Annotated in this window: 17 protein-coding genes and 2 pseudogenes; 8 read left to right on the top strand and 11 right to left on the bottom strand. The window is 66.6% G+C overall.

The window, feature by feature from the left end:
• Positions 1 to 53 precede the first annotated feature (53 nt).
• The 7 genes and pseudogenes from R2B67_RS00095 to R2B67_RS00065 all read right to left on the bottom strand — a co-directional run bounded on the left by R2B67_RS00095 (position 54) and on the right by R2B67_RS00065 (position 10,865).
• Positions 54 to 815, bottom strand: coding sequence for a thioesterase II family protein (locus tag R2B67_RS00095; RefSeq protein ID WP_317815766.1), 762 nt, complete (start codon positions 813 to 815; stop codon positions 54 to 56).
• Complete coding sequence (locus R2B67_RS00090) at positions 812 to 3,985, bottom strand: non-ribosomal peptide synthetase (protein ID WP_317815765.1); 3,174 nt, start codon at positions 3,983 to 3,985, stop codon at positions 812 to 814. Before R2B67_RS00090 ends, R2B67_RS00095 begins: the two co-directional genes overlap by 4 nt.
• The gene (locus R2B67_RS00085) at positions 3,972 to 5,366 is read right to left on the bottom strand and encodes an aspartate aminotransferase family protein (RefSeq protein ID WP_317815764.1); all 1,395 of its coding nucleotides are present in this window, start codon (positions 5,364 to 5,366) and stop codon (positions 3,972 to 3,974) included. The genes R2B67_RS00090 and R2B67_RS00085 overlap by 14 nt, the downstream gene beginning before the upstream one ends.
• 1,419 nt (positions 5,367 to 6,785) lie before the next feature.
• A pseudogene (locus tag R2B67_RS00080) lies at positions 6,786 to 7,537 on the bottom strand (transposase family protein).
• Between the two features lie 251 nt (positions 7,538 to 7,788).
• Positions 7,789 to 8,232, bottom strand: a complete 444-nt coding sequence (locus R2B67_RS00075) for a cupin domain-containing protein (protein ID WP_317815763.1) — start codon at positions 8,230 to 8,232, stop codon at positions 7,789 to 7,791.
• A gap of 45 nt (positions 8,233 to 8,277) precedes the next feature.
• Positions 8,278 to 10,026 carry a biosynthetic-type acetolactate synthase large subunit gene (ilvB, locus tag R2B67_RS00070; protein WP_317815762.1) on the bottom strand — a complete coding sequence of 583 codons (1,749 nt, stop codon included), beginning with the start codon at positions 10,024 to 10,026 and terminating at the stop codon, positions 8,278 to 8,280.
• Between the two features lie 575 nt (positions 10,027 to 10,601).
• On the bottom strand, positions 10,602 to 10,865 hold the full coding sequence (locus R2B67_RS00065; RefSeq protein ID WP_398869556.1) for a helicase associated domain-containing protein: 264 nt from the start codon (positions 10,863 to 10,865) through the stop codon (positions 10,602 to 10,604).
• A gap of 502 nt (positions 10,866 to 11,367) precedes the next feature.
• On the opposite strand from R2B67_RS00065, the gene R2B67_RS00060 reads away from it, so the two are divergent.
• On the top strand, positions 11,368 to 11,556 hold the full coding sequence (locus tag R2B67_RS00060) for a hypothetical protein (RefSeq protein WP_099126444.1): 189 nt from the start codon (positions 11,368 to 11,370) through the stop codon (positions 11,554 to 11,556).
• A gap of 164 nt (positions 11,557 to 11,720) precedes the next feature.
• Here R2B67_RS00060 and R2B67_RS00055 read toward each other — a convergent pair whose 3' ends face one another.
• A complete protein-coding gene (locus R2B67_RS00055) occupies positions 11,721 to 13,124 on the bottom strand; it encodes a hypothetical protein (RefSeq protein WP_317815759.1) in 1,404 nt (467 codons plus the stop codon).
• A 179-nt stretch (positions 13,125 to 13,303) separates the two neighbouring features.
• Between R2B67_RS00055 and R2B67_RS00050 the strand changes: the two genes are divergently transcribed.
• Together R2B67_RS00050 and R2B67_RS00045 are read left to right on the top strand one after the other, a co-directional pair.
• The gene (locus R2B67_RS00050) at positions 13,304 to 13,429 is read left to right on the top strand and encodes a hypothetical protein (protein WP_317815758.1); all 126 of its coding nucleotides are present in this window, start codon (positions 13,304 to 13,306) and stop codon (positions 13,427 to 13,429) included.
• 1,052 nt (positions 13,430 to 14,481) lie between these two features.
• The gene (locus tag R2B67_RS00045) at positions 14,482 to 14,778 is read left to right on the top strand and encodes a hypothetical protein (RefSeq protein WP_317815757.1); all 297 of its coding nucleotides are present in this window, start codon (positions 14,482 to 14,484) and stop codon (positions 14,776 to 14,778) included.
• Between the two features lie 877 nt (positions 14,779 to 15,655).
• On the opposite strand, the gene R2B67_RS00040 is transcribed toward R2B67_RS00045, so the two are convergent.
• Complete coding sequence (locus R2B67_RS00040) at positions 15,656 to 15,811, bottom strand: hypothetical protein (protein ID WP_317815756.1); 156 nt, start codon at positions 15,809 to 15,811, stop codon at positions 15,656 to 15,658.
• Positions 15,812 to 16,224: 413 nt separating this feature from the next.
• Here R2B67_RS00040 and R2B67_RS00035 point away from each other — a divergent pair, with 413 nt between their 5' ends.
• The gene (locus R2B67_RS00035; protein WP_317815755.1) at positions 16,225 to 16,380 is read left to right on the top strand and encodes a hypothetical protein; all 156 of its coding nucleotides are present in this window, start codon (positions 16,225 to 16,227) and stop codon (positions 16,378 to 16,380) included.
• Between the two features lie 595 nt (positions 16,381 to 16,975).
• On the opposite strand, the gene R2B67_RS00030 is transcribed toward R2B67_RS00035, so the two are convergent.
• Positions 16,976 to 17,164, bottom strand: a complete 189-nt coding sequence (locus R2B67_RS00030; RefSeq protein ID WP_317815754.1) for a hypothetical protein — start codon at positions 17,162 to 17,164, stop codon at positions 16,976 to 16,978.
• Positions 17,165 to 17,576: 412 nt separating this feature from the next.
• Between R2B67_RS00030 and R2B67_RS00025 the strand changes: the two genes are divergently transcribed.
• Both R2B67_RS00025 and R2B67_RS00020 read left to right on the top strand, forming a co-directional pair.
• Complete coding sequence (locus R2B67_RS00025) at positions 17,577 to 17,852, top strand: hypothetical protein (RefSeq protein WP_317815753.1); 276 nt, start codon at positions 17,577 to 17,579, stop codon at positions 17,850 to 17,852.
• A gap of 139 nt (positions 17,853 to 17,991) precedes the next feature.
• Positions 17,992 to 18,330: a hypothetical protein gene (locus R2B67_RS00020; RefSeq protein WP_317815752.1), complete on the top strand. Its 339-nt coding sequence runs from the start codon at positions 17,992 to 17,994 to the stop codon at positions 18,328 to 18,330.
• 91 nt (positions 18,331 to 18,421) lie between these two features.
• Here R2B67_RS00020 and R2B67_RS00015 read toward each other — a convergent pair whose 3' ends face one another.
• On the bottom strand, positions 18,422 to 19,528 hold the full coding sequence (locus R2B67_RS00015; protein WP_317815751.1) for a hypothetical protein: 1,107 nt from the start codon (positions 19,526 to 19,528) through the stop codon (positions 18,422 to 18,424).
• Between the two features lie 277 nt (positions 19,529 to 19,805).
• Between R2B67_RS00015 and R2B67_RS00010 the strand changes: the two genes are divergently transcribed.
• Together R2B67_RS00010 and R2B67_RS00005 are read left to right on the top strand one after the other, a co-directional pair.
• Positions 19,806 to 20,141: a hypothetical protein gene (locus R2B67_RS00010; RefSeq protein ID WP_317815750.1), complete on the top strand. Its 336-nt coding sequence runs from the start codon at positions 19,806 to 19,808 to the stop codon at positions 20,139 to 20,141.
• Between the two features lie 590 nt (positions 20,142 to 20,731).
• Positions 20,732 to 21,066: pseudogene (locus tag R2B67_RS00005) on the top strand (hypothetical protein); the annotation flags it as partial.

Genomic DNA, 21,066 nt, shown 5'->3' with positions numbered 1-21,066 from the left:
GCCCGCCGAGGGCGGGAGAGGGACGTGTCGTGACGGATTCCGGAATGAGCGGTTCATGGAAACACCCCATTGAGGAGCGTGAGTACGTGGTTCGGCCTGCGGAAACAGGAAAAGTGGTCTCCGGGGATCTGCATCACGTCTGCCGGCGCAACGGTGTAGGCGTTCCATCCTGCGGCGCCGGCGGCGTCGAGGTGGGGATCCTCAGCACCGAACAAGACGGATACCGCGACGGTGATTTTCGCTGTCGGCGGCTCGCGGTAAGCGGTCAGCATCCGCAGATCCGACTCCAGGGTTTCGGTAGCGAGGGTGCGCTGTTCGGAAGCGTCGCCAGAGCAGGTTTCCTCGCCCAGCCACTGCACATCGCTACCCGCGCTGTCCCATTCGGCCTGGGCGCGCGCTCCGGCGTGCTGAGGGGAGAGACTGCCTGAGAGGAACAGGTGCTGCGGGGCGGTGCCTCCGATGCGCAGCAGCTCGCTGCTGGTTTCGTAGGCGACGATAGCCCCCATGCTGTGGCCGAACAGTGCGTAGGGTCGGTCGCCGATCCATTGGAGTGCGTACGCGGTATCCCGCGCCATGGCCCGCAGGTCCGTCGGTGGCGGCTCGGCCGCCCGGTTCTCCCGGCCAGGGTATTCGACGGCCCAGAGTTCCCAGGCGGGCGGCAGATGTGGAAGCCAGCTGAGAAAGGCGCTGGCGCCCCCTCCGGCGTGGGGGAAACACACGAGACGGGTCGTGTCGGCGGCAGAGGAGAAGTCAAGGCGCCTGAGCCACTGTGTCGCCGGGGACGGGGCAGGATTGCCCGCTGGTACCCAGCTCATGGTGCCGTCCGCGGGGTTTCCCACTGTCGATCGGTGTCCGGGCGTTCCAGGAGCTCGGCCATCGCCGCCACCGTGCCCGCTTTGAGAAGGGCCCGCAGGGAGATGCGGCGTCCGAAGCGCTCGTAGAGCATGGTCGACAATTGCATCGCGCGAATACTGTCGCCGCCCAGGTCGAAGAACCGGTCGTGGCGGGATGTCACCTCGGTTTCCAGGATTGTCGTCCATGCCTCGGCGAGAGCTTGTTCGCTTGCGCCGCGGGGCGGCTCGGCAGGCGCCTTCTCGGCTTCTGGCGTTCCCCACCCCGCGAGGGTCTTGCGGTCGATCTTGCCGTTGCCGTTGAGCGGAAACTCGGGAAGCAGCAGGTGATGGGCTGGGCGGGCGTAGGCGGGAAGTCGGGCTGCGGCGTGTTCGACGACGCCTGCCTGGTCCAGCGGTGAGGCGCCGGCCAACAGATAGGCGACTATCCGGCGGGAGAGTCCGGTGCCGGTCACCACTGCGACTGCTCGGGCCACGTGCTCGTGGGATTCCAGGGCTGCTTCGATTTCACCGAGCTCGATGCGGTATCCGTTGATCTTCACCTGTTGGTCGGTGCGTCCTTGGAACTCCAGCATGCCGTCGGACCAGTACCGCCCCATGTCACCCGTGCGATACCAGCGTTCATTCCCGCAGGTGACGAACTGCTTCGCGGTGCGCTCCGGATCGTTGCGATATCCGCGGGCGACTCCGACGCCGCCGATCCACAGTTCGCCCGATACCCAGTCCGGCCGGTCCCGGCCGGAGGGGTCCACGACCCGGTATCGCTGATTGCCCAGCGGATACCCGTACGGGATCGAGGTCCAGCGGGGATCGACCTGATCGGCCTGGTAGTAGTTCGAGTAGATGGACCCCTCCGTCGCGCCCCCGCAACCCACGAACACGCACTTGGGCACCATTGCGTGGAGACGTTCCGGAAGGTCAGTGCCTATCCAGTCTCCGCCGGTGATGACCAGCCGCAGGCTGTCGGGTGGTGTGCTGCCCTCGGAGGCGGTAAGGAGCATGTCGAGCAGTACTGGTACGGAATCCCAGACGGTGATCCTGTGGTCTCGTATCAACTGCAGCCAGGTTGCCGGGTCTCGTGCCGCACCGGGGGCGGGGACTACGGCTGCACCGCCCGCCATGAGAAGCCCGAAGAGCTCGTAAACTGAAAGGTCGAAGTCGAGCGCGGACACGTGCAGGCTGCGGTCCTGCGGACCGACACCCCAGCGCTCGTTGATGTCCTCAAGGGTGTTGACCGCCGAGCGGTGTGATATTTCGACGCCCTTGGGGCGGCCGGTGGATCCGGACGTGAAGATGATGTACGCAAGAGAGGCTGGGGCGACCAGTAGCGGCTCAGGGAGAGCTGTTGAGTCTAGGCACTGCGCGGGTGTGATCTGCTGGCCCGGGTAGTCATCCGCTGCGGGGTCGGAGGGCAGGTCGGTGATGGTGTATTTGACGCCGGCCGTCCGGCAGATCGCAGCGCGCCGCTGCGCTGGCTGATCGGTTCCGATCGGCACATAGCAGGCCCCCGCGGCCAGGACACCCAGGACTGCACGGACTTGGTCGGTGCCCGGGTCCAGGCTGACAGCAACGGGGTCCTCGTCGCGCACCCCCAGAGAACGGAGCAGACCTGCGGTGCGTAGTGCCCCGTCCGCGAGGTCCCCGCGGGTCGTGGTCGCCCGCTCCGTGATGAGCGCGGGCAAATCCGGTTCGGCTGCCGCCAGTTCGAAGAACCGCTCGTGCAGGAGCTGTCCGCTTTCGGCCCGCGTCGTGGCATTGACGCACTCGCGCGTTGCTCGCTGGCCGCTGGGCTGTGTGGCGGGTGGCGGGAGGTCCCACGGTTTGTCGACGAAAGCGTCGAGGATGTCCTCGCAGGTCTCGGTCATCGCGTCGAGCATGCCCATAGGGAACAGTTCCTCGGCGGCGTCCCATGCCAGCCGCACCCCGTCGGCATGGGGGTAGACCAGGCAGTCCAGCCATACCTGCGGCGTCTGGGTGATCATCCAGGATATCGGTCCGAAGTATTGCTCGAATCGGCTGGTGGTCCAGTGGCCGTCCAGCAGATCGGTGTAGACAGCACCGGCCGGGGGGAGGAGTTCATGGCGAGACCGAGCCAGCGCCCTGAGGGCTGCCGGCCCGTCAGCGAACGCCGCAGAGCGGGCTGTCCGCACTTCCCCGTCGAGAGCGCAGGCCAGGTGGTTCAGGGTCGGAGCGCTCTGCGCGCTCACGCTGAGAAGATGAAGCTGGGTGAAGTCCCCGACCATCTTGCCGAGGTTCAGGTCTGACGGGCGGTCGAACCCCGGCAGGCTGACGAGAAAGTCGGGGCCCTCGCTCCACCGGCCCAATGTGTAGGTGTACGCGGCCAGCAGCACGGACGCCGGGTCGATGGAAGCCAGCGCGGCCTTGGCCTTCAGCAGACCCCACCGCGAGGCCGACATGGTGACCTCGCGCCGGACGAACCGCGCACCGGTGACGTCCAGCGGGTCCACGGCCATACTGAACTGTGGCGGACTCAACTCCCGCCCTCTGAGGCGCTTTTCCCAAGCGGTCTCATTAGGACTGGCATCGCAGAGGTGGCTGCGACGGTAGGCGGCGAAGTCTTGCGTCTGCACGGAGAGGCGTGCCGCACCGTCAGCGTAGAAGTCCCCGAGGTCAGCCAACAGGAGTCGGATACTCGGCGGGTCGGCAGCCAGCAGATCCACGTCCACATGGAGGCGGGAGCGCGTGTCTGACAGGACCGACAGCCGCACGTCGAGGCACTGTCCGTCTTGGACGGCAAGCTTCTGGGTCGACATCTCCCCACGCAGTTCGCTGAGCGTTCGAACTCGCTCCTCTTCGCTCTTCCCAGAAAGGTCAGTGACCGAAAGAGCACTGGTGGGGCAGCTCAGGGTCGTGGCGTCCTCTGCGTTGTCGGGGAAGGCGGTGCGGAGCATTGGGTGCTGCTTCTGGAGGAGACGGACCGCCTCCTCGAGCCGGGGCGCATCGACCTGGGGGCCATCGCATTCGAGATACAGGTGGCATCCGACGTCGCCCAGCGGCTCGTCCGCGGCTCTACCGACCCGGTAGGACTGCTGCGCGGAGGTGAGTGGGAAGGTCCTCGCATCTTCTGCGGAACTCTGGTTCATGCCGGTGCGGAAGGCTTCAGCGGGTGTCATCGGAGACCTCCGAGTGCGGTGCAGCGGTCATACACGCGGTCGTTCCCCAGGAGCTGCCCCTATTCGAGACAGAACTCGCGATGTCGGCGGCAGACTGCCTGATTGCCGCTGTGATGACGTCTAGACCTTGACGCGCCTGCTCCTCGGATACGATGAGTGGCGGCATGATGCGCAGGCAGTTGCCCGCTGCCCCTCCGACACCGACGAGTAGTCCGGCACGGCGGCACCTCTCCTGCACGGCAGATGCCATTCTGCTGCTGGGGTCAGCGGATCCAGGGTGAGCGAATTCGATGGCCTGCAGCAGGCCCATCCCACGCACTTCATACACCCACGACACGTCGGCGAGGTCACGGCGCAGGCCCTCCAGAAGGAGAGCGCCGGTCCTTTCCGCATGAGAGGGAAGGGAGTGCTCTTCGATATAATCGAGAGTAGCGGTGGCAGCCGCCATAGAAAGAGGGTTTCCGCCGAAAGACGATATGGAAGACACATTTAGTGCCGACATTATTTCGCGGCGCCCTACCACTCCCCCCATCGTGAGTCCGTTCCCCACTCCCTTGGCGAAGACCAGCATGTCGGGCGTCACATTATGCGACTGAAAACCCCAGTATTTTCCGGTGCGACCCCATCCGGTCTGTATCTCGTCCACAATCAGCGGTATATCGTGCCGCCTCAGGATCTCCTGGTAAGCGTGAAGTTGTCCGGGTGCCAGAGGAATCGCCCCGCCCATCCCCTGTACGGGCTCCACGAGCATCGCGGCCGTCGTGGCCGGGGTCGAGGACGCGATCAGTTCCTCCAGTTCCTCAGCGGTCGACCGCACGTATGCTGCGTCGTCCATGCCGGCCCGGTCCCCTCTCCTACGCCCGCCGGGTGCAAATGCAACCCGCAGCGGGGAAAGACCTCTACCCTGCCAGCAACGGATACCGGTCACTGCCAGCGCCCCGAAGGAACGCCCATGATAGGAGCGCCTCAAGGAAATGACTTGGGAACTATCACGATATTCCGTCGTCAGGAGCAAAGCTGTTTCAACGGCTTCCGTCCCCGAGCAGGTGAAGAAGACCATTGGGTCATCCATCCCGGAAAGCCGCGCCACTCGCTCGGCCATCTGCACCTGAGCACGTATGAGGTAAAAAGTGGAGGTGTGAACGACACCGGTATTCAACTGACCTATGAGTGCTTCGCGCACTTCGGGAAGATTGTACCCGAGGAGATTTGTCGAGATCCCGGAATAGAAATCGAGGTACGCCTTGCCTTCGTCGTCAGTAACCAGGCAGCCATCGCCGTGATGGATACTTAGAGGAGAGTCATAGAAAAGTGGAACCCAGGGGGGTGTAACGCCCTGGTGGCGCTGCAGTAGGCTACTTGGATTTTCCCGTGCCTCCATGACGCCTCCCGATCCTCGGTGACCCCTAACAGCGTAACTATGGCTCGCGGAGCCCGCCACTCGGATGGCGCAGGCTTAGGTTAGTCGAACGAATTAGTGGCAACCCGCGAGGCGTCACGTAAAGCGGTGAAATAAAAGTTGACAAAGTGGGGTGAAATCAAAAAGTGATGGCCTCGGCCATTCCTGATGGTCAGCCTTTCGATTGTTGTGGTGACTTGTTCAGACTTCTTCTGCTGCTGCTCTTCCTGCTCGTGGTGTTGGGGGCGTGGCGAGCAAGTTCGGCGTCGTCACGTGCTGTCCGGTTCATGCGAATTTGCCGCGCCTTGCGGTGCGCCGAGGGCAAGGTGGGCGCATGCGTCCAGACCTTGAGCTTGACTCTGTCGGGGATCTTTGGAGTTTCCCGGTGCGACAGCATGGTCAACGGGCACGCTCGGGTAGTTCCGCCGACCGGTGAAGCTGTCGAGGTGCTGGTTGTCCCATCGCTCCCGTTTTGATGAGCAAGTTCCGCCTCTGACCGCGCAGGTTGCACGGACGAGCAATCCGGGAGGCACGGCGGCGATATGGGCGCGTGACGGGCTGTGGTGCGACGAGGACTTCGCCGACTGGTACCCGAGGGACGGGCGTCCGGGGTTTTCGCCTACTCAGCTGGCCACTGTCTGCGTACTGCAGTTCCTGCTCGGCCTGTCGCACCGGCAGGCAGAGCAGGCGGTCCGCTGCCTGAGGGCGCGCCGCGGGCACCAGGCGGGCTCACGCCGCCTTGCCATCGTGGTCCTGCTGACGGCGGCCGCCGCGCGGCGAACTTGCCCGCCTCGACGGGTCCACCTGTCCCACAGTTCTCGATCGCGCCGCTTCGCCTCCGTCGGCGTCCTCACCCTCGTCGCCCTCCTGCCCTGACCGGCGGGTGATCCGAAGGCGCAGGTCACCCGCAGGCCGCGCAGTGTCGAACGGGAAGAAGCGCGGACCGATGGGGTCCGGGGGCCGGCTCCTCCGGCGGGCATCGACACGCCGGAGGAGCCGCAGCTGGTCGGCCCCCATCGGCGGGAAATGAGAAGGGCCGTCCCGAGCTGGGGGCGTTTTGCCCCGTTGTTTAGCTCAGTTCTGCGTACTTGGTGAGGTTCACGCTGCTCGCCGGGTTGGTATGGATTCCTAGGTGATGCGGCGGGTCATGAGGGCGACAATCGCGATGCAGATCATGGCGGTGGAGCGGGTGGGAGGACCGGACAGTCGCGGCGGGCGGCGCCCGAGCGCCGCACTGCAAGCCGGTGGCCTACGCAACGGTCGGCACGGGCCGGCCGGGGCGGCCGCCGGGCAGGAGGCCGCCCGAAAGGATCTCCACAGCCGCTGCGGCAACAGCTTCAACACGTCATCACACACCAACAGCATCCCGCTGAAGTGACGTGATGTCAGGGTTTTCCAACCTCACGCTGTCGCGTGGTGAAGGACGAAAACGGCCTTCACCACGTCGGTGATCCGGTTCGTGCTGCAGCGGAGCTTCCGTAGCAGTCGCCAGCCCTTCAGGGTGGTCATGACCTGCTCGCCGAGGCAGCGGATCTTGGCGTGCTGTTGTGCCGGCGCTGCCACCGCTTGAGGCGACGGCCGCGGAAGGGCACCCGGACCGGACAGCCTGCACCTTGGTATGCCTTGTCCGCCCAGCACTTGAGTTCGGCAGCGACGAGAGCTTCGACGATCCCGTGAGTGCGGGCCGCAGTCAGGTCGTGGGTGGAGCCGGGCAGCGCGGGCGAAGCCCACAGCAGGCGGCCGAACGGGTCGGTGAGAACGTGGACGTTCATGCCGTGACGTTTGTGTTTGCCGGAGTAGTACGGGGTGTCGGCGGCGATTCGGTCGATCGGCAGCAGGGTGCCGTCGAGGATCACAAAGGCCAGGCGGCTCGCGGTCCGCATGACCTGGGCCAGGCTTGGAGCGAGCGTGGCCAGGACTTCTATCGCCTCGCGGACATAGCGGTAGACCGTCGCGACCCCGATGCCGAACCCGGCGGCAAGCTGGGCGTAGGTGTCACCGCAGCGCAGATGCGCCAGAACCAGGAGGGCCTGGCGGCCCGGCGTGATGCGCCGCCACCGGGTGCCGATCTCACGACGGTGCGCAGCCAGGTGCCCGGCGAGGTGGCGCAGATGGCCACTGGACAGATCGATCGCCGATCGGTAGACAAGCACGCGAAGCTCCTGGTCGGCACGGGTGATCTTGGTCGTCGTCTACCAGGAGCCTTACCGCTTCGCGTAACCCGCCAACCACCGGCCCACACCATCAGGTTGGAAAGGGCTCACTGCCCCACGAATTGATCAACGCTCACAAGAATCTCGTATGATCCCGGAACTACACCCATTTATAGTCATCGACTCGTCCTCGTTGGAGGCCTGCGCCAGACACGCTGTGCGTATGCCGCACATTGCCACCTCGTCGACAATCAGCCCGCTGATGCATCCGTTCCGGGAGCGGGGACTCGAAAGGCAAGGGGACTGCTGGCGGAGGGAAGGAAGTAGACCGTGTACATGATGAGATCCTCGTTTCCCAAGTTGCTGCCGATGTGGGCATGGTCTGATCCGGCTGCCTCCACGAACGACTGCCCGGCCTCCACTGTCTCCGTGCTGAGGTCGCGGGCCAGCGTGTACGTCAACACGCCCTGGTTGACCACGGTGAGAAGTGGCCCCGGATGGTAGTGCCAGCCGGTGGTGCCCCCAGGGGGCACTACGATGCGCCGCACTTGGACGATCTCCGCGTCTTTGCCCAATGCTGGAAGGGCCGCTTTCACCTGGCCTCGCGCGAGGGGCTGGTTATCTGCCCTGGGGGCCGTCTTCGGTGGAGAATTTCCTGTCAGCGTGCGCAGCAGCTCGGTGGCAGGGTCCGTCATTGGTGTGTCCCTCTGTGTCCATGGCATGGGGCCTGAAGGCGTATGTCAGAACCGAGGGCGTAGCCCGCGGGCGATCAGGATCTCGTCGTTGCTGACTCCCGCCGGAACCATGGGCCAGACCATATCGGTCCTGGGTACGACGAATTCGAGGACTGCGGGGCGATCTCGCACGGCGGATGCTGCCATAATGGCCCGGTCGACGTCTTCTCGTCGGGTGACACGCTCCGCAGCGCAGCCGTAGGCCAGCGCGAGGGCGGTGATGTCGGGGCTCGTCGGTCCATCGCGAGTGTCGAGGTCCACCTGCTGGATGTGGCCTTCGTAGAAGAGGTCTTGCCATTGCCGGACCATCCCCAGGGTGCTGTTGTTAATCACGGCAACCTTGATCGGCAGTTGCTCGTGGACGCAGGTGGCGAGTTCCTGATTGGTCATTTGAAAGCACCCGTCGCCGTCGATAGCCCACACGTCGGCATCCGGATAAGCAGCCTGGGCGCCGAGTGCGGCCGGGATGGCGTATCCCATCGTGCCGGCTCCGCCGGAGGTCAAGAAGGTCCGTGGTGTGTGGTGTGTCAGCAGTTGCGCTGCCCACATCTGGTGCTGACCCACTCCGGCCGTGTAGATGGCTCGCGGGCCGCCGGTCAAAACGGCGAGTCGCCGCAGGACGTAGGGGGCTGTCAGGACGGACTCGTTTTCAGTGCTGCCCAGCGGGTAGCGCGCACGCCAGTCGCAGATGAGGTTCCACCAGTCCGATTGGTCTGGCGGCGTGTCGTCGCGACGCCTGCGGCGCGCCTCGTCCAGCAGCGCGCTGAGCGCCAGAGCGCAATCGGCGTGCAGCTCAACGTCCGCCACCCGCTTGCGCGACAATTCCCGCGCATCGATTTCGATCTGCACGATCCGAGCGTGAGGGGCGAAGCCGTCGAGTTCTCCGGTCACGCGGTCGTCGAATCTCGCGCCCACCGCTAGGATTAGATCGGCACGCTGCAGTGCCGCGACCGCAGGTACGGTGCCGTGCATGCCGGGCATACCGAGGTACAGCCGATGGCCGCTGGGAAAGACACCCTGAGCCATGAGCGTGGCCGCCACGGGCACATGCAGATATTCGGCAAGGGCGCGTAAAGGCTCGGCTGCCGCAGCCTTGACAGCACCACCCCCCACGTAGAGCACTGGCCGGGACGCCGCCAGGAGGAGGTCTACCGCGCTCGACACGGCGGCCGGGTCTGCCGGTCTTGGCGCACGGATCGGCCTTCTGGGCCGGGGCGTTCCGACCGTGCCCGCCAGAGCATCCTTGGTGATGGAGAGCAGTACCGGCCCCGGCCTGCCGCTGATCGCGCGGCCGACCGCCTCGTGCACCGCGGCCTCGACGTCAGAGGCGGTGGTCACCTCGGACGTGAACTTGGTGACGGGCGACACGATCGAGCAGATGTCCGTCTCCTGAAAGGCGTCGGTACCCAACTGCCCGCTACCGACCTGCCCGGTGAGGGCCAGGACGGGCACGGAATCCATATGGGCGTCCATCAGTGCAGTAACCAGGTTGGTCGCACCCGGCCCCGATGTCGCGAAGCAGACACCCAGCCGGCCAGACGCCTGCGCGTAGCCGCACGCTGCGTGCCCGGCTCCTTGCTCGTGGCGGGTCAGAAAGTGGCGCAACCCGGGAACACTGCCCAGTGCTTCGTACAGAGCCAGGCTCGCACCGCCCGGAATGCCGAAGACGTGCGAAACTCCACATGCTCGCAGGGCCGTCAAAGCCGATTCGGCACCCGTTGGTTGGCGCGGCGGATTTGTGCTGCTGGCTGGCATGGCACACCTCCCACATAGTCGCTCCTTCAGTAACGCACATCGGGACCTCCCCGCATAGGCAGCCGCAGCACCTTTGCGACCCTGCGGTCTGATCCGTGCATCTTCTGTCAAGAACTATCCCCGATGACGCCAGTTGCCGACTCGATCACACCCGTCACGCTGCGCGCGCGGCAAGGGGGGCATGCCCATGAACAGGGAACAACGCATCGCCCGTACCTTTGTGGAATGGGCCGACACTATGGGGACTTCGACGTTATCGGCTTCCTGCAGCAGATAATCTTGCGCCGCCAGGACCTCCTCGACGTCACCAGTCCCGCGGTCTTCCTCGCTCACCCCGGCCCACTCTGCGCAGAACCGCCCCTGCGACCCCACCCCGCCGCGGCAGAGCGCTGGAGGCCAGACCGGCTGCGAACAGGGCCCGGCCGTGGACGCCCACCGCACCGCGCGGCCGGTCACCGCCCACGGCCCGGCCGACGTGGTCGCTCGCTGGCCGCAGTCCACTCCGCTGCTGCAGCAGGACGGCTCACCCGCGCTATGGCCCTGCCGATGCACCTGCGAGAGACGTCGGCAGGCGGTCAGGGGCTGTCCGGGGCGACCTGGGGGACAGCCACCGGTCGCGCCCAGTCCATGCCCAGCTCGGCGAGCAGGGCGAGCTGATCAGCGTTCAACCGGTCTCTTCTCGATTTTGTGTTCGAAATCCATACGCCGAGCCGTACGGGTACCGGCTCCGCCTCGCCGTCGACGGCGACCTGGACGACCGTGCCGCGTGGGACCGGCCGGTCGGCGCCTTCCCGCTCGATCCACTGCGCCAGTGCCGCGAGACCCCGCTCGAACGCCAGCTGCGCCTTGCTCGGTCCTTTCCCCGGTCCCGTTGCCGCACGGGAAGGCGCCGGTACGGCGGGTAACGCTGGGAGGGGGGTTTGTTGGTGTGCGGCGGGGCGGCTGGTCTGGGGTGTTGCTGGTTCGCTGAGAGGTGGAATTGGCGGCTCGTACAGGTGGGTTGGGGTACCTGAGCTGGAGTTATGTGTTCTGTGCTGAGGGCGGCTGGGTGTGTTGTAGGTAGTTCTGGCGTGTAAAGGCCTGATTGGTGTTTGTGCTGGTCAAGCCTTTGCCTGTCTGATGGGCGGGGCTAGCGGCTTCGGGCGCGAGTGTGGGGGCGGTGTTGGGTTTCGGCGAGGTGGTCGAGGCGGATGGTGTCGAGGGTGGTTTTGGTGATGCGTTCGGTGCCGTCATCAGCTCGCCGACGAGACCTGGATCGGATTCTCGCGAAATATTGAATGGCCGGCGGCTGGTGCGGACTGTTGTCCCCGCGCTCACCCGGAGCGCCCCTTTCACCCCACGATGGAGAACACCGTCATGTCCTCGCTCGCCCTGCTCGTCGCCGTGCTCCTGGTCCTGGTCACCGTCATGTTCGTCGGCGCACTTCTCTACCTCGGGCACCACCACCCGAAGCTGATCGCCCCGCTGACGCTCGCCATGGTCGGCGCGGCGTTCGTCGCCGCCCTCGTCGTCCCGATCGTCACCTCATGACGCCCCGGCCACCGCCCCGCGCCTCACCGAGAAGACGGACGAGAGGCGTCCGGGAGGCACCGGCCGACCGCGACCGAGGCTGCCGGAGAGCCTTGCCCGGTGCGTGGATCAGGTCCGTGCCGCGGCCACCTGGACCTGCCCGAGAGGGTGGCCGCGGCTGGCACTCACGTGGCGTCGTAGGCGAGGGTGGCGAGGTGGAGTGCTTGGGTGAGGCTGGCTTCGTCGGTCAGGTCGATGCTGACGCGGTATGCCCGGTGCCCGGTATCAAGGGTGCGAGCTTGCGTGGCGCCTATCGCGTCAAGTTGTTCGCGGGTGTGGTGGAGGCGGAGGTTGATGCTGCTGTGTTCGGCGTAGACGTAGGCGAAGCCGCCGAACTGTGAGCCCTGGCGGCGCAGCCGGAGGTAGCGGCTGTAGTCCAGGGGAGCGCCCGGCTTGGCGTTCTGGCGCTTGATGCCGTGCACCTGGACGTTCTCCCACCGGGTTGCCTCGGCCAGGAAACGAACGAACAGATCGGGCGCCGGACTGCGCCGCAGCAGCGCGCGCACCGCCTCCTGTCCCTCATCCGGCACGCCGGGAAGAGGCAAGGCCGCGCTCACAGAGGGGCCCGCCAGGACCTCGGGGTTGTCTGGTGGGTTGTCCTGGACAACCCACCAGGTCGCGGGTTCGGGGAGTTCGCTGCTCAGGCGGTTGAGGGTGGTGTTGTCTTCGTCGTTGACCTGGCTGGCGCGGTCGAGGACGGTGTCGATGTCGTCACCGACCGGATCCGCTGACACCGGCCCCGCCTCGGCCTCGTCGGCCAGCGCGGGCAGCGGGGGCAGGGTGTTGAGGGGTGAGGTGGTGTCGCCGGCGCGGAGGCGGTCGAGTTCGTCGGTGAGCCGGCGCAGCTGATTCTGAAGGACAGCTTCGAGGGTTTCGGCCTGGCGCTGTTTCTCCTCCGCCCGCCGCAGCTCCGCCCGGGCCCGCTGTTCCTGCTCCTCCGCCCGGGCCAGCTTCCGCTCGGCATCCTCCAACGCCTCACTTCGCGGCCGGGAACGCAGCTGGTCGCGTTCCTCGACCAGGCTGGCGACTCGCCGGTCGAGCTGGTGGATCATGTTCAGCAGGACCATGACGAGTTTGTCGGAGTTGTTCTTCGCCCGCTCGACCTCCGCCCGCTGCTCCAGGGCCCGGGTGAGCCGGTCGTACGTCTCGATCTGCAGTGCCTGCGCCGCGGCGAGTTCCACCGCATACCCCGCACCCGGCCCAGCCACGACGGGCGCGCCCGGAGTGGTGCGGGGCGCGGGGCGCATCGCTTGTTCGCGCAGGGCGAGAGCTTCTTCATGGCGGCGCTGACGCAGGTCGGGGCGGACCGTCGCTCGGATCAGCGCGGCGATGAACGCCTGCGTCGGTACCTTCCCGGCGAGGTAGACCCCGGTCTGGGCCTTGCTCATGCTGATCTCGCCGCTCAGCACCGCGAGGGTCTTCCCCGAGTCGTCCACGTGCCGGCGCAGCGCCTCGGCGAGCTTGCGTGCCGCAGGGTTCTCGGCGCGGATCGGCCCCCACGGCCTGCCCCCGCCTACCTTCGGTGTCATGTGAGCCCCCGCCCCTGGGCTGCTGGTGTCCGGCCTGTCCTGGACAAAGAGCCCCTGGTCCGGAACTTACCTGCGTTGTCCGGCCCCTGACTCCCGGACGGCCCGATCCACCCCCACAGTCACCTCCCTTCAGCCGCCGAACACCCCCGTTCCGCGGCACCACTCGGGGAGGACCCTTCATGCTCGACCACCTCAACACCGCCCTCGCCGCTATCGGCGCCCTGGCCGCACTCGCCCAGCTCGCCCTCGACGTCCACCACGCCCGCAACAGCGACCGGAAGAACAAGGACGACCAGGAGCGGTGAGACCCCACGGCCAACGGCGTGCCCGGGCAGAGACCCGGGCACGCCGCTGGCCTCCCGTTGCTCCTGGTGGACCGGCTCGCACCGCACGCGGGCGGCAGCCTCCCGCTGTGCCTGGCGCGGACGCGCTGTCCCGCAGCCGTCCGCCCCGGTGCCAACTCCCGCGCTATGCGGCGCCCGCCGGGCCGTACGAGCGCCAGCGAGCGGGCCACCGACGCAACTGGAAGGGAGAGCACCTGGTGCTCTCCCTCACCGCGCTGGTGCCCGCCCGCACCATCACGGGGGCGGTGAAGTCGGTGTTGTGGCGCGGTCGCCCACCACCGCCCCGCCCCGTCACGGTGGTGTCAGCAGCTCGCCCGGGGGACTTGCGCGACTTGCCCCGCCGCGTCGCATGGTGCTGCCACAACCCCCTGACAGACCCATGCCCGCCCCGGGAGAACCAGCCGTGAGCAGAAGGGCATTCGACTTCCTAGACCCCATGCGTGAAGGCATGTCGCTGGTGCTGTCCGGGACCCAAGGGGCGAAGCCCTACCCGTATCCGATCGAAGGGAGCCCGATGTCCTCGCCCGTGTCCCTGCTCCTGGTGCTCGTCGTCGCCCTGGCCCTCGTCGAGCCTGCCCGGCCCGTCGGCCGGCCCGAATGCCACATGGCGCACCGTCAGGCTCCGCCCTGTGGCGGCCGGGTGGAGTTTGCCCCACCATCAGCGTCGCGTGATGCGCATCACAGGATTTCCATCCGACATTTCTGCGGCTCCGCCCCATAACGGAGACACGGAGGTGCTCCGGTAGCAGGGCCGGAGTGCCGATTCAATACCCGCAACCCGGCAAAAGAGCAGGTCAAAGCATTGAATGCCTCTGCTCTGCCCGATCGAATGAGGCCCGCCGGACGGGACTTGACCCGCTAACCCCCACTTCCCTCATCGTGCTGCCCGGCACCACCACCGCGCCCTGAACCGCTCTCGCGCTGCTGTCCCTGCCCCACCCCGCGACGCAAGGGGTGCAGGTGCTCCACGATCCGCGCTCGATCACTCCCGACCCTTGAAGGACGTATCCGTCATGACGACGATCGACTCCACCCCGACGCCCGACCCGACCACTCCCGCACCGGACCCCGCGCCGGCCCCGGTACCGCCCGCCCCCGCTCCGAGGGCTGTGTTCCTCCTGGCGGGGGCCATGTTCGTGTTCGTCCCCATCACCATAGCCATGGTCTTCTTCCTGCTGGACCGCCCGAACGTGCGGGACTCGATGGACGCCACGGGCTCGTTCCTCGGCGGGACCGCCGGATGGGGCGCTCTGATCCTGTCGCTCGTGCTGTGTGCCCTCCAGGCGTACAGGGACCGGCCCTCCCCGTGACTAGCCGTACCCCGGGCACGCCCAGCTCCGTGGGGTGCCCGGGCGGCGGCGGGCCCCGGCGGGGGCGCCGGTCGCTGTCGGCTGATCAGCTCCGGAAGTACCGTGAACCGTATTGCATAGCAATACGAAACCGCAGGTCACAGGCCACATGGGTGTGGCGCAGGTACTGATGTTCTGTCAGAGTGAGGGGGCGTCCAGTCGTCATGGAAGTCCGATGGACGGGGGGAGCTTTCATGCCGTGTGTCCACTCCAGCTCGCCGTTCGGCTGGCAGCCTGCCAAGTCTCACCGCGGGGGTGTCGTTCTTGCGGGCTACGACACATGGGTGCCGGGCAACTCACTTATGCTGATGCCTGCTTCACCTGACCGACTCCTCTTGCGCTTCACCATCCGGTGAAGGCCCTGACCCCAGGGCTTTTGGGGTCAGTTGGGAGAAGCCGATGGAACCGAAGGACGCATGTTCCTGCGAGTCGCGTCTGTCGTACCGACAGAAAGCACTGCTCGCCTGGGCGCCTGCGATCGTGGTGATCATCGAATGCGTGACGCAGCTCGTCCGATGAAGGTGGGACGAGAGGGAACACCGGCCGGACGGGCCAGCTCAGCAATGGGCCCGGCCGAATGGAACACGGCCGGGCCCACTCACTGCTGACGCGAGCGATGGGCCTGTACCGGCTGGAACCGGTGCGGGCTCTTCGTTTCTCTCGTGCCTACTACGCAGTTTCTAGCATGCTCGTTGCCTACTTTATTGCCAATAAAGTAGGCAGCAAAGTCCATCGTACGGGAGCCGCACCTCCAGGTGCCTGGCGTCGAGGCGAGCGTGAGCTCGACTTACCTCCGCAGGTCAGAGCGCCCTCACGGTCACAATGCCGGCTTCGGGTGCTATCGGCGGTGTGCTGCGAGGGTGCCGCCGACGGCGCAGACTGCGGTGGTGGTCGTGCCGAGCACGGTCGCGGCTTCGGGGCCGCCGCCGGCTATCGCGAGGACGGTGACCCCGGCCATGCCGAGCACGCCCACGACGAGCGTGGCCCAGCCCATCGGGTTGGCCTGACGGTGGTCTCGGGTACCGTCGGGAGGAGTACCTGGTTCAGGTACGTCAGTGGATGCCATGGTGCCTCTCTTCCTTCTCCGCATCGGGACGGGACAGCGGCCCCTCGGCAGACGCGAGGGAGATCTGCGTACGGCGGCCGTCCAAAGCAAGCCGTACGGGGGTCTCCCTCAGTCATGAGCGGACCTCGTCATATGAGCCTAAGGGGCGGCCCCGACACGCATGCACGCGTACTGCGTGCCTCACGGCGAGCATCAGCCCCGCCGGGCCTCCTAGTTGACGAAGTTGCCGCAGGTCAGCCCTTGGGCCACTGCTGATGAAACCGTCACGCCTGTCCGATGGACGGGCTCTCGGCATGGAACGGGGCAGGCACGTCACCCTTGAGAAGCGATGGATACGTGGCTTGCCCTTCGCCTTCTTGATGAACCCCTTCGCCTTGATGTTCCTGGCGGCCTTGATGGCGTTCACCTTTTCGGTATCGGTGAACCTCGACCTTGCGACGGGTGCGGCACACCAGCAGGTCTCCCCCTGCCCTTTCGGAAGAAGAAACCGCTTCTGAACTGCTCCGCGGGTATGAGGGGCTAGCTGGAAGGAGGTTGGAGAAGCTTCTCCCCGTCGTCGTTGATGACGTTCATCTCCGGCGTGGCATCCGTGGAGCCGTCAGCCTGGGGGTGCTGAACGCGCGGGACGTGTAGGAACAGCCGCCGGATTCCCGTTTCCGCCCAGGGCAGGGGCGGGGGGCGCCGGCTGGAACTCTGTGCGCTCCCGGACCAACTTCGGGATGCTGGTGGATGCGACGCTGCTGCCGTACAGCTTCGAAGGCTGTGTGAGGACCAGCCCGCCGACCTTGCAGAAGCGCTCGGTCTTGCCGTCTACCAGAGTGCGGTGTCCTCGACTAACACGATGCTGGCATCGGACACGGTGGCCTGCTTGGGCGAGGAACATCTCGACGACCAAGCCGCGCTCGGGAGAGTCGAAGTCGGTGGTGCTCATCGTGTACAGCACGAATCGAGCCCGTCCTGGAGACGTCGGTCTCGACGACGGCGAAGTCTAGGGGGACGCAGTTCTCGCCGTTGGCGGCTTGCTGTCGGGAGGGGCCTGTCCGTGGCCCCCGTGAGCACGGCTGCCGGTCCGGTCGGGTGTGGCCCCTCCCGTCACTCGGCGGAGGTGGGGCCGGTGCTGAGCGGGCGTCGCCCGGCGGGCCGGGACACGGGCTGGGCGGCGGTGGCACCATCCAGGCGCTCCGCCGCGAGAACGGCGCGCGGTACGGCCTTACCGGGCGGCGCCCCCTGGTTGTCGACGGCGGGTGCGGGTCCGGTGCCCAACGGGCGGCGGGTGGTCACCCGACGATTCTCTCCCTGGCAGGGCTACCGACTCCCTTGAGAGCAAGTGCAGGGGTTGCGGGGCTTACCCCGCCGCAGTGCAGTGTGCTGCCACATGCCGACCGAACCGATACACAAGTCGGCCGTCACTTCTTCGCCCTACCCCTCCATAACTAAGGCGTAGAAGACCAGGGGCTAGCGCTCCACGCTTCCTGCCGAACGGGACTTGCGCCGCTTGGCCGGCCACACCGCATGGTGCGTCCAGTAGTCCCGACCACCGGTTTGTCCAGTCCTCGCGAATCCGCTCCACGCCCCGTCACCAGCCCATCGCAGAGGCCCGGATCGGATTCTCGCGAAATATTGAATGCCCGGCGGCAAGTGCGGACTGTTGACCCCGCGCTCACCCGGAGCGCACCAACGAAGGAGAGATCTCATGACGACGACGATGACGAACGCACCGGCCTCGACGACCGCTCCGGCACCCGTGGTCCCGCCCCCGCCCGCTCCGGCCCCGGTGCCGGTTGCCGCGTCGCGGCGGTCCGTGCACCTCCTGATGGCAGCAGTCGGCTGCCTCGCGGTGGTCTGCCTCCTGTACGTCCTGGTCGACCGCCCCGGCCTCCGGGGTCCGTTGGCGGACCTCGCGACGATCATCACCCCCCTGGTCGGTGCCGCCGGTCTCTTCCGGGGCGCCTCCCGGGCGAGCCAGTGACCCACCGGGCCGCAGGGCCCGGCGTGCTCCTGGTGGTCGTCGGCGTACGTCACCTCCGTGACGTACGCCGGGCCTTGCAGCCCGGGGCCCGGTGGGCAAGCCCTCCTTCGAGAGGGGCTTGCCCAGGGGCCGGGCGGGCTTGCCCACGGGGCGGTCGGGCGTCGACCGCACCTTCCTCTATCGCCACCGCGACCTCCTCGCTCAGATCCACGCCCAGGCCGCCGAACCCGTCACCGCCCCCGGCGGCCGAGGCCCGGCCGTCAGCCGGGCCTCGCTCAAGGCCGACCTCGCGGCCGCCGACGCCCGCACTGCCCGCCTCGCCGCCCAGGTCCGCCGCATCGAAGCACGACTGAGCGAAGTCCTCGGCGACCAGGTCTGGAGCGAGTCCGGTGTCGGCGGACCCGAGGACACCGAACAGTTCAAGGCCCGGATCACGACCCTCGAACAGCAGCTGATCGACTTGGAGTTGAAGCTCTAGGAACGGGACGACGACCTGGCCGCGGCCCGCGCGGCCAACCGTGAGCTGATGGCCCAGTTCAATCGCCAGGATTCAGCACGCTCGTGAGGTCTCACATTCCGTTTTCAGCCTGCGGAATTTTAGAGTCTTCCTGCGCTGGGAACTGGCGAAAACGCCAGATTCGCAAAACGTGATCTTCCCTCGCCCAGTAGTCTTCAGGGACCAACTGGGCGAGGAGGGCCGGCTCGGGCTCGTCACGCAAGGCGCGGATTTCACCTTCATCGGTAGTGACGGCATCCAGGAACCGGAGGGTATACAGCTTGCTTAGCGGACCGAAGAAGGCGAATCCCTGCTCCGCGATCAGGCGTGCGCCATCATCGTCGGTCTCTGGCCGGTAGATGAAGTCAACCCTCTCAACCCGACCTTGATCATCAAAGTAGCTCTCCATGGTCTCTTCCCAGTCACCATGCCAGACCAGGAACCATGCCAGTTTCTGTTCATCGGAGTTGGTGATTACCCGCCCGGCACTACGCAACTCCACCCCGCCAATGGTGAGCGCCCGCCAGTCATTCCCCGCCAGCTTTTCCTTTTCCGGGTCCATTGCCACCGAGAACGTGAGGGGTGGCTCAGACGCGAGCATTCCGTCGCCAAGAAGCGATTGCATTTCATTGGCCTTGATGGCGTCGACGAAGGGTAGTCGCTGTTGACTTCCGACGCGGTTGAAGACGGATGGGTCGACCAGCGTCCACATGCCCATCCGGCTCCAAAAATGTGCATAGAGCAGCCGACCGCCCGTGGCCTGAGCATAAGTCTGAGCTGCGGCCATGTCTTTGGCGCGGACCTTTGCCTCAAGACCAGCTGGAGGCACATTCTTTACTTCGATCAGGAGTTGGGTGCCATCCCCCAGGACAACGCGGAAGTCTGGCGGTTGAAGCTCCCCGTCTGAGTCATCGAAGTAGAAAAGACCAGAGTCTTCGGTCTTGATCAGTCGGACAGAACCGAGGGCAACCACCACTGCTTCGAACGCGTACTGGGTCAGCCAGCCCTGCAGCCTGGAGATGTTGCCCAGAGACTCGCCGAGGGCATCACTGATCGCTGTGACACTCTCGGCATGCCGGTCGCTGAGCAGCCGTTGCCCATCAGGAGACGGCAGCGCCAGTTCGATCAGCGGCATGACTTCGAGCCCCAGATTGCCCTTCCGGCCCCGTCGCAACGTCATGTGCCCGCCCCCGTGTCGTTCGCCCTGCCCCGCAGCCGGACTCATCGCCGACCTCGCTGAGGTCTATGCCTACACCTCCCAGCCGAGACGTGCCTCTGAATTGACCAAGAGGCACTTGAAGCGAATCTTGAGGCGGACCCGTGCACCACACCTGTTGCATCCGCTACAGTGCTCGCGACCGCTCCTGAGCTGCGGAAACTCCACCCGCACACTCGCGGCGCCCCGGAGAAACGTCGGCGACTTCGACGCCTCGGGCGCCGACATCGAACGGGACTGGGTGGCCCGCACTGACTGCTGGGCCCATGTGGAGCGGATCCTGCTCACCCACGGCCAGGTGCGCGAGCACGCGCTGCCCGCAGCGGTGGGGAAGGCCGGTGACCCGCGCTGGGCGAAGTTCGCTGCCCGCTACCGCCTCGATCCCACCCGGCCGGTGCAGTGGGAGGTGGAGGCACTGGACCCGGCCGATCTTCAGCGCCTGGTCCTGGCCGCCGTCGCTCCGTACATCGACCAGGCCGTCCTCACCGACTGCATCACGCAGGAGGAACACCAGCGCGGGCAGCTCCGGGCGTTCACCGAACGGTGGCCCCGCCCGTCACCCGGCGATGACGGGTGACTCCCGAACTCACGAACACCGGGGCCGGTGAACGGGTTGGCCGGCCCCGGGGGAACGAACAGAAGTGGCCCCACCTCGCCTCGGCACGACGCGCATCGCTTGCGCATCGGGTTGCCTACCTGGTTCCGCATCAGGTCGCGCATCTGGTTGCGGTTCGCGTTGCCCAACGGGTTTGCGTACCCGGATTCGGCGGCGGGCCGTTGTCGCAGGCCCGGGTGCCCTCGGGCAGCGGACCCGCAGTGCTGACACCTCTTCCCACCCCGATGGGAAGAGGCGTCTTCCCGTTCTCCCGGGCGGGTTGCACCGGGCGGGGGCTGCACGGTTGTTCACGCAGGTGCCTCCAGAGTTGCACCGGGGGTTGCACCGGAGGTGTGAACCCCCATTGCGTGTTTCCGGGTGTTCTTGCTGGTCAGGCCTGGTGGGCAAACCGGGCAAGCGCGCCGACACCTCTTTCCCCGCGTAGCCGGAGGAAGAGGCTCTCTCCTCCTGGGGCGGCGCCGGTGGCACGGCCGGGATTCTGCTGTAACCGGCCCTGTGCGCCGGGTTACGGTGATCATCACTGTGACCGGCGACCGTACGGGGGCCCACTGATGACGATGCGACACGGGGCGGGGCTGTGCGCGGCCGTGACGCTCGTGCTGGTCCTGACCGGCTGCAGGGGAGGCGACGACGATCCGAAGCCGGTCTTCCCCACCCTGAAAGCCCCTTCGCCCACCACGACCGCGTCCGCGTCGGTGGACCCGCAGGCAGTGGAGAAGACGGCGGTCCTCGCTTCGTACACGGCGATGTGGACTGAGCAGATGAAGGCCTACCGCAAGGCGGACGCGAAGGGCACCGATCTGGAGCGGTACGTCACGGCGGAGGCGCTGGGCCAGTTCCGCAACGACCTGGACCGGATGAAGCAGGCCGGGACCGTCGTGCGCGG

Source organism: Streptomyces cyaneofuscatus, assembly GCF_033109485.1.
GTDB lineage: Bacteria > Actinomycetota > Actinomycetes > Streptomycetales > Streptomycetaceae > Streptomyces > Streptomyces cyaneofuscatus.
Note: the sequence above shows the minus strand (reverse complement) of the source record. Positions and strands in the feature narration are given on the sequence as shown.

Coding starts and splice junctions, on each gene's coding strand:
- R2B67_RS00095 (WP_317815766.1), bottom strand. CDS start 815: ATGAGCTGGGTACCAGCGGGCAATCCTGCCCCGTCCCCGGCGACACAG.
- R2B67_RS00090 (WP_317815765.1), bottom strand. CDS start 3,985: ATGACACCCGCTGAAGCCTTCCGCACCGGCATGAACCAGAGTTCCGCA.
- R2B67_RS00085 (WP_317815764.1), bottom strand. CDS start 5,366: ATGGAGGCACGGGAAAATCCAAGTAGCCTACTGCAGCGCCACCAGGGC.
- R2B67_RS00075 (WP_317815763.1), bottom strand. CDS start 8,232: ATGACGGACCCTGCCACCGAGCTGCTGCGCACGCTGACAGGAAATTCT.
- ilvB (WP_317815762.1), bottom strand. CDS start 10,026: ATGCCAGCCAGCAGCACAAATCCGCCGCGCCAACCAACGGGTGCCGAA.
- R2B67_RS00060 (WP_099126444.1), top strand. CDS start 11,368: ATGGAGAACACCGTCATGTCCTCGCTCGCCCTGCTCGTCGCCGTGCTC.
- R2B67_RS00055 (WP_317815759.1), bottom strand. CDS start 13,124: ATGACACCGAAGGTAGGCGGGGGCAGGCCGTGGGGGCCGATCCGCGCC.
- R2B67_RS00050 (WP_317815758.1), top strand. CDS start 13,304: ATGCTCGACCACCTCAACACCGCCCTCGCCGCTATCGGCGCCCTGGCC.
- R2B67_RS00045 (WP_317815757.1), top strand. CDS start 14,482: ATGACGACGATCGACTCCACCCCGACGCCCGACCCGACCACTCCCGCA.
- R2B67_RS00040 (WP_317815756.1), bottom strand. CDS start 15,811: ATGGGCTGGGCCACGCTCGTCGTGGGCGTGCTCGGCATGGCCGGGGTC.
- R2B67_RS00025 (WP_317815753.1), top strand. CDS start 17,577: ATGACGACGACGATGACGAACGCACCGGCCTCGACGACCGCTCCGGCA.
- R2B67_RS00015 (WP_317815751.1), bottom strand. CDS start 19,528: ATGACGTTGCGACGGGGCCGGAAGGGCAATCTGGGGCTCGAAGTCATG.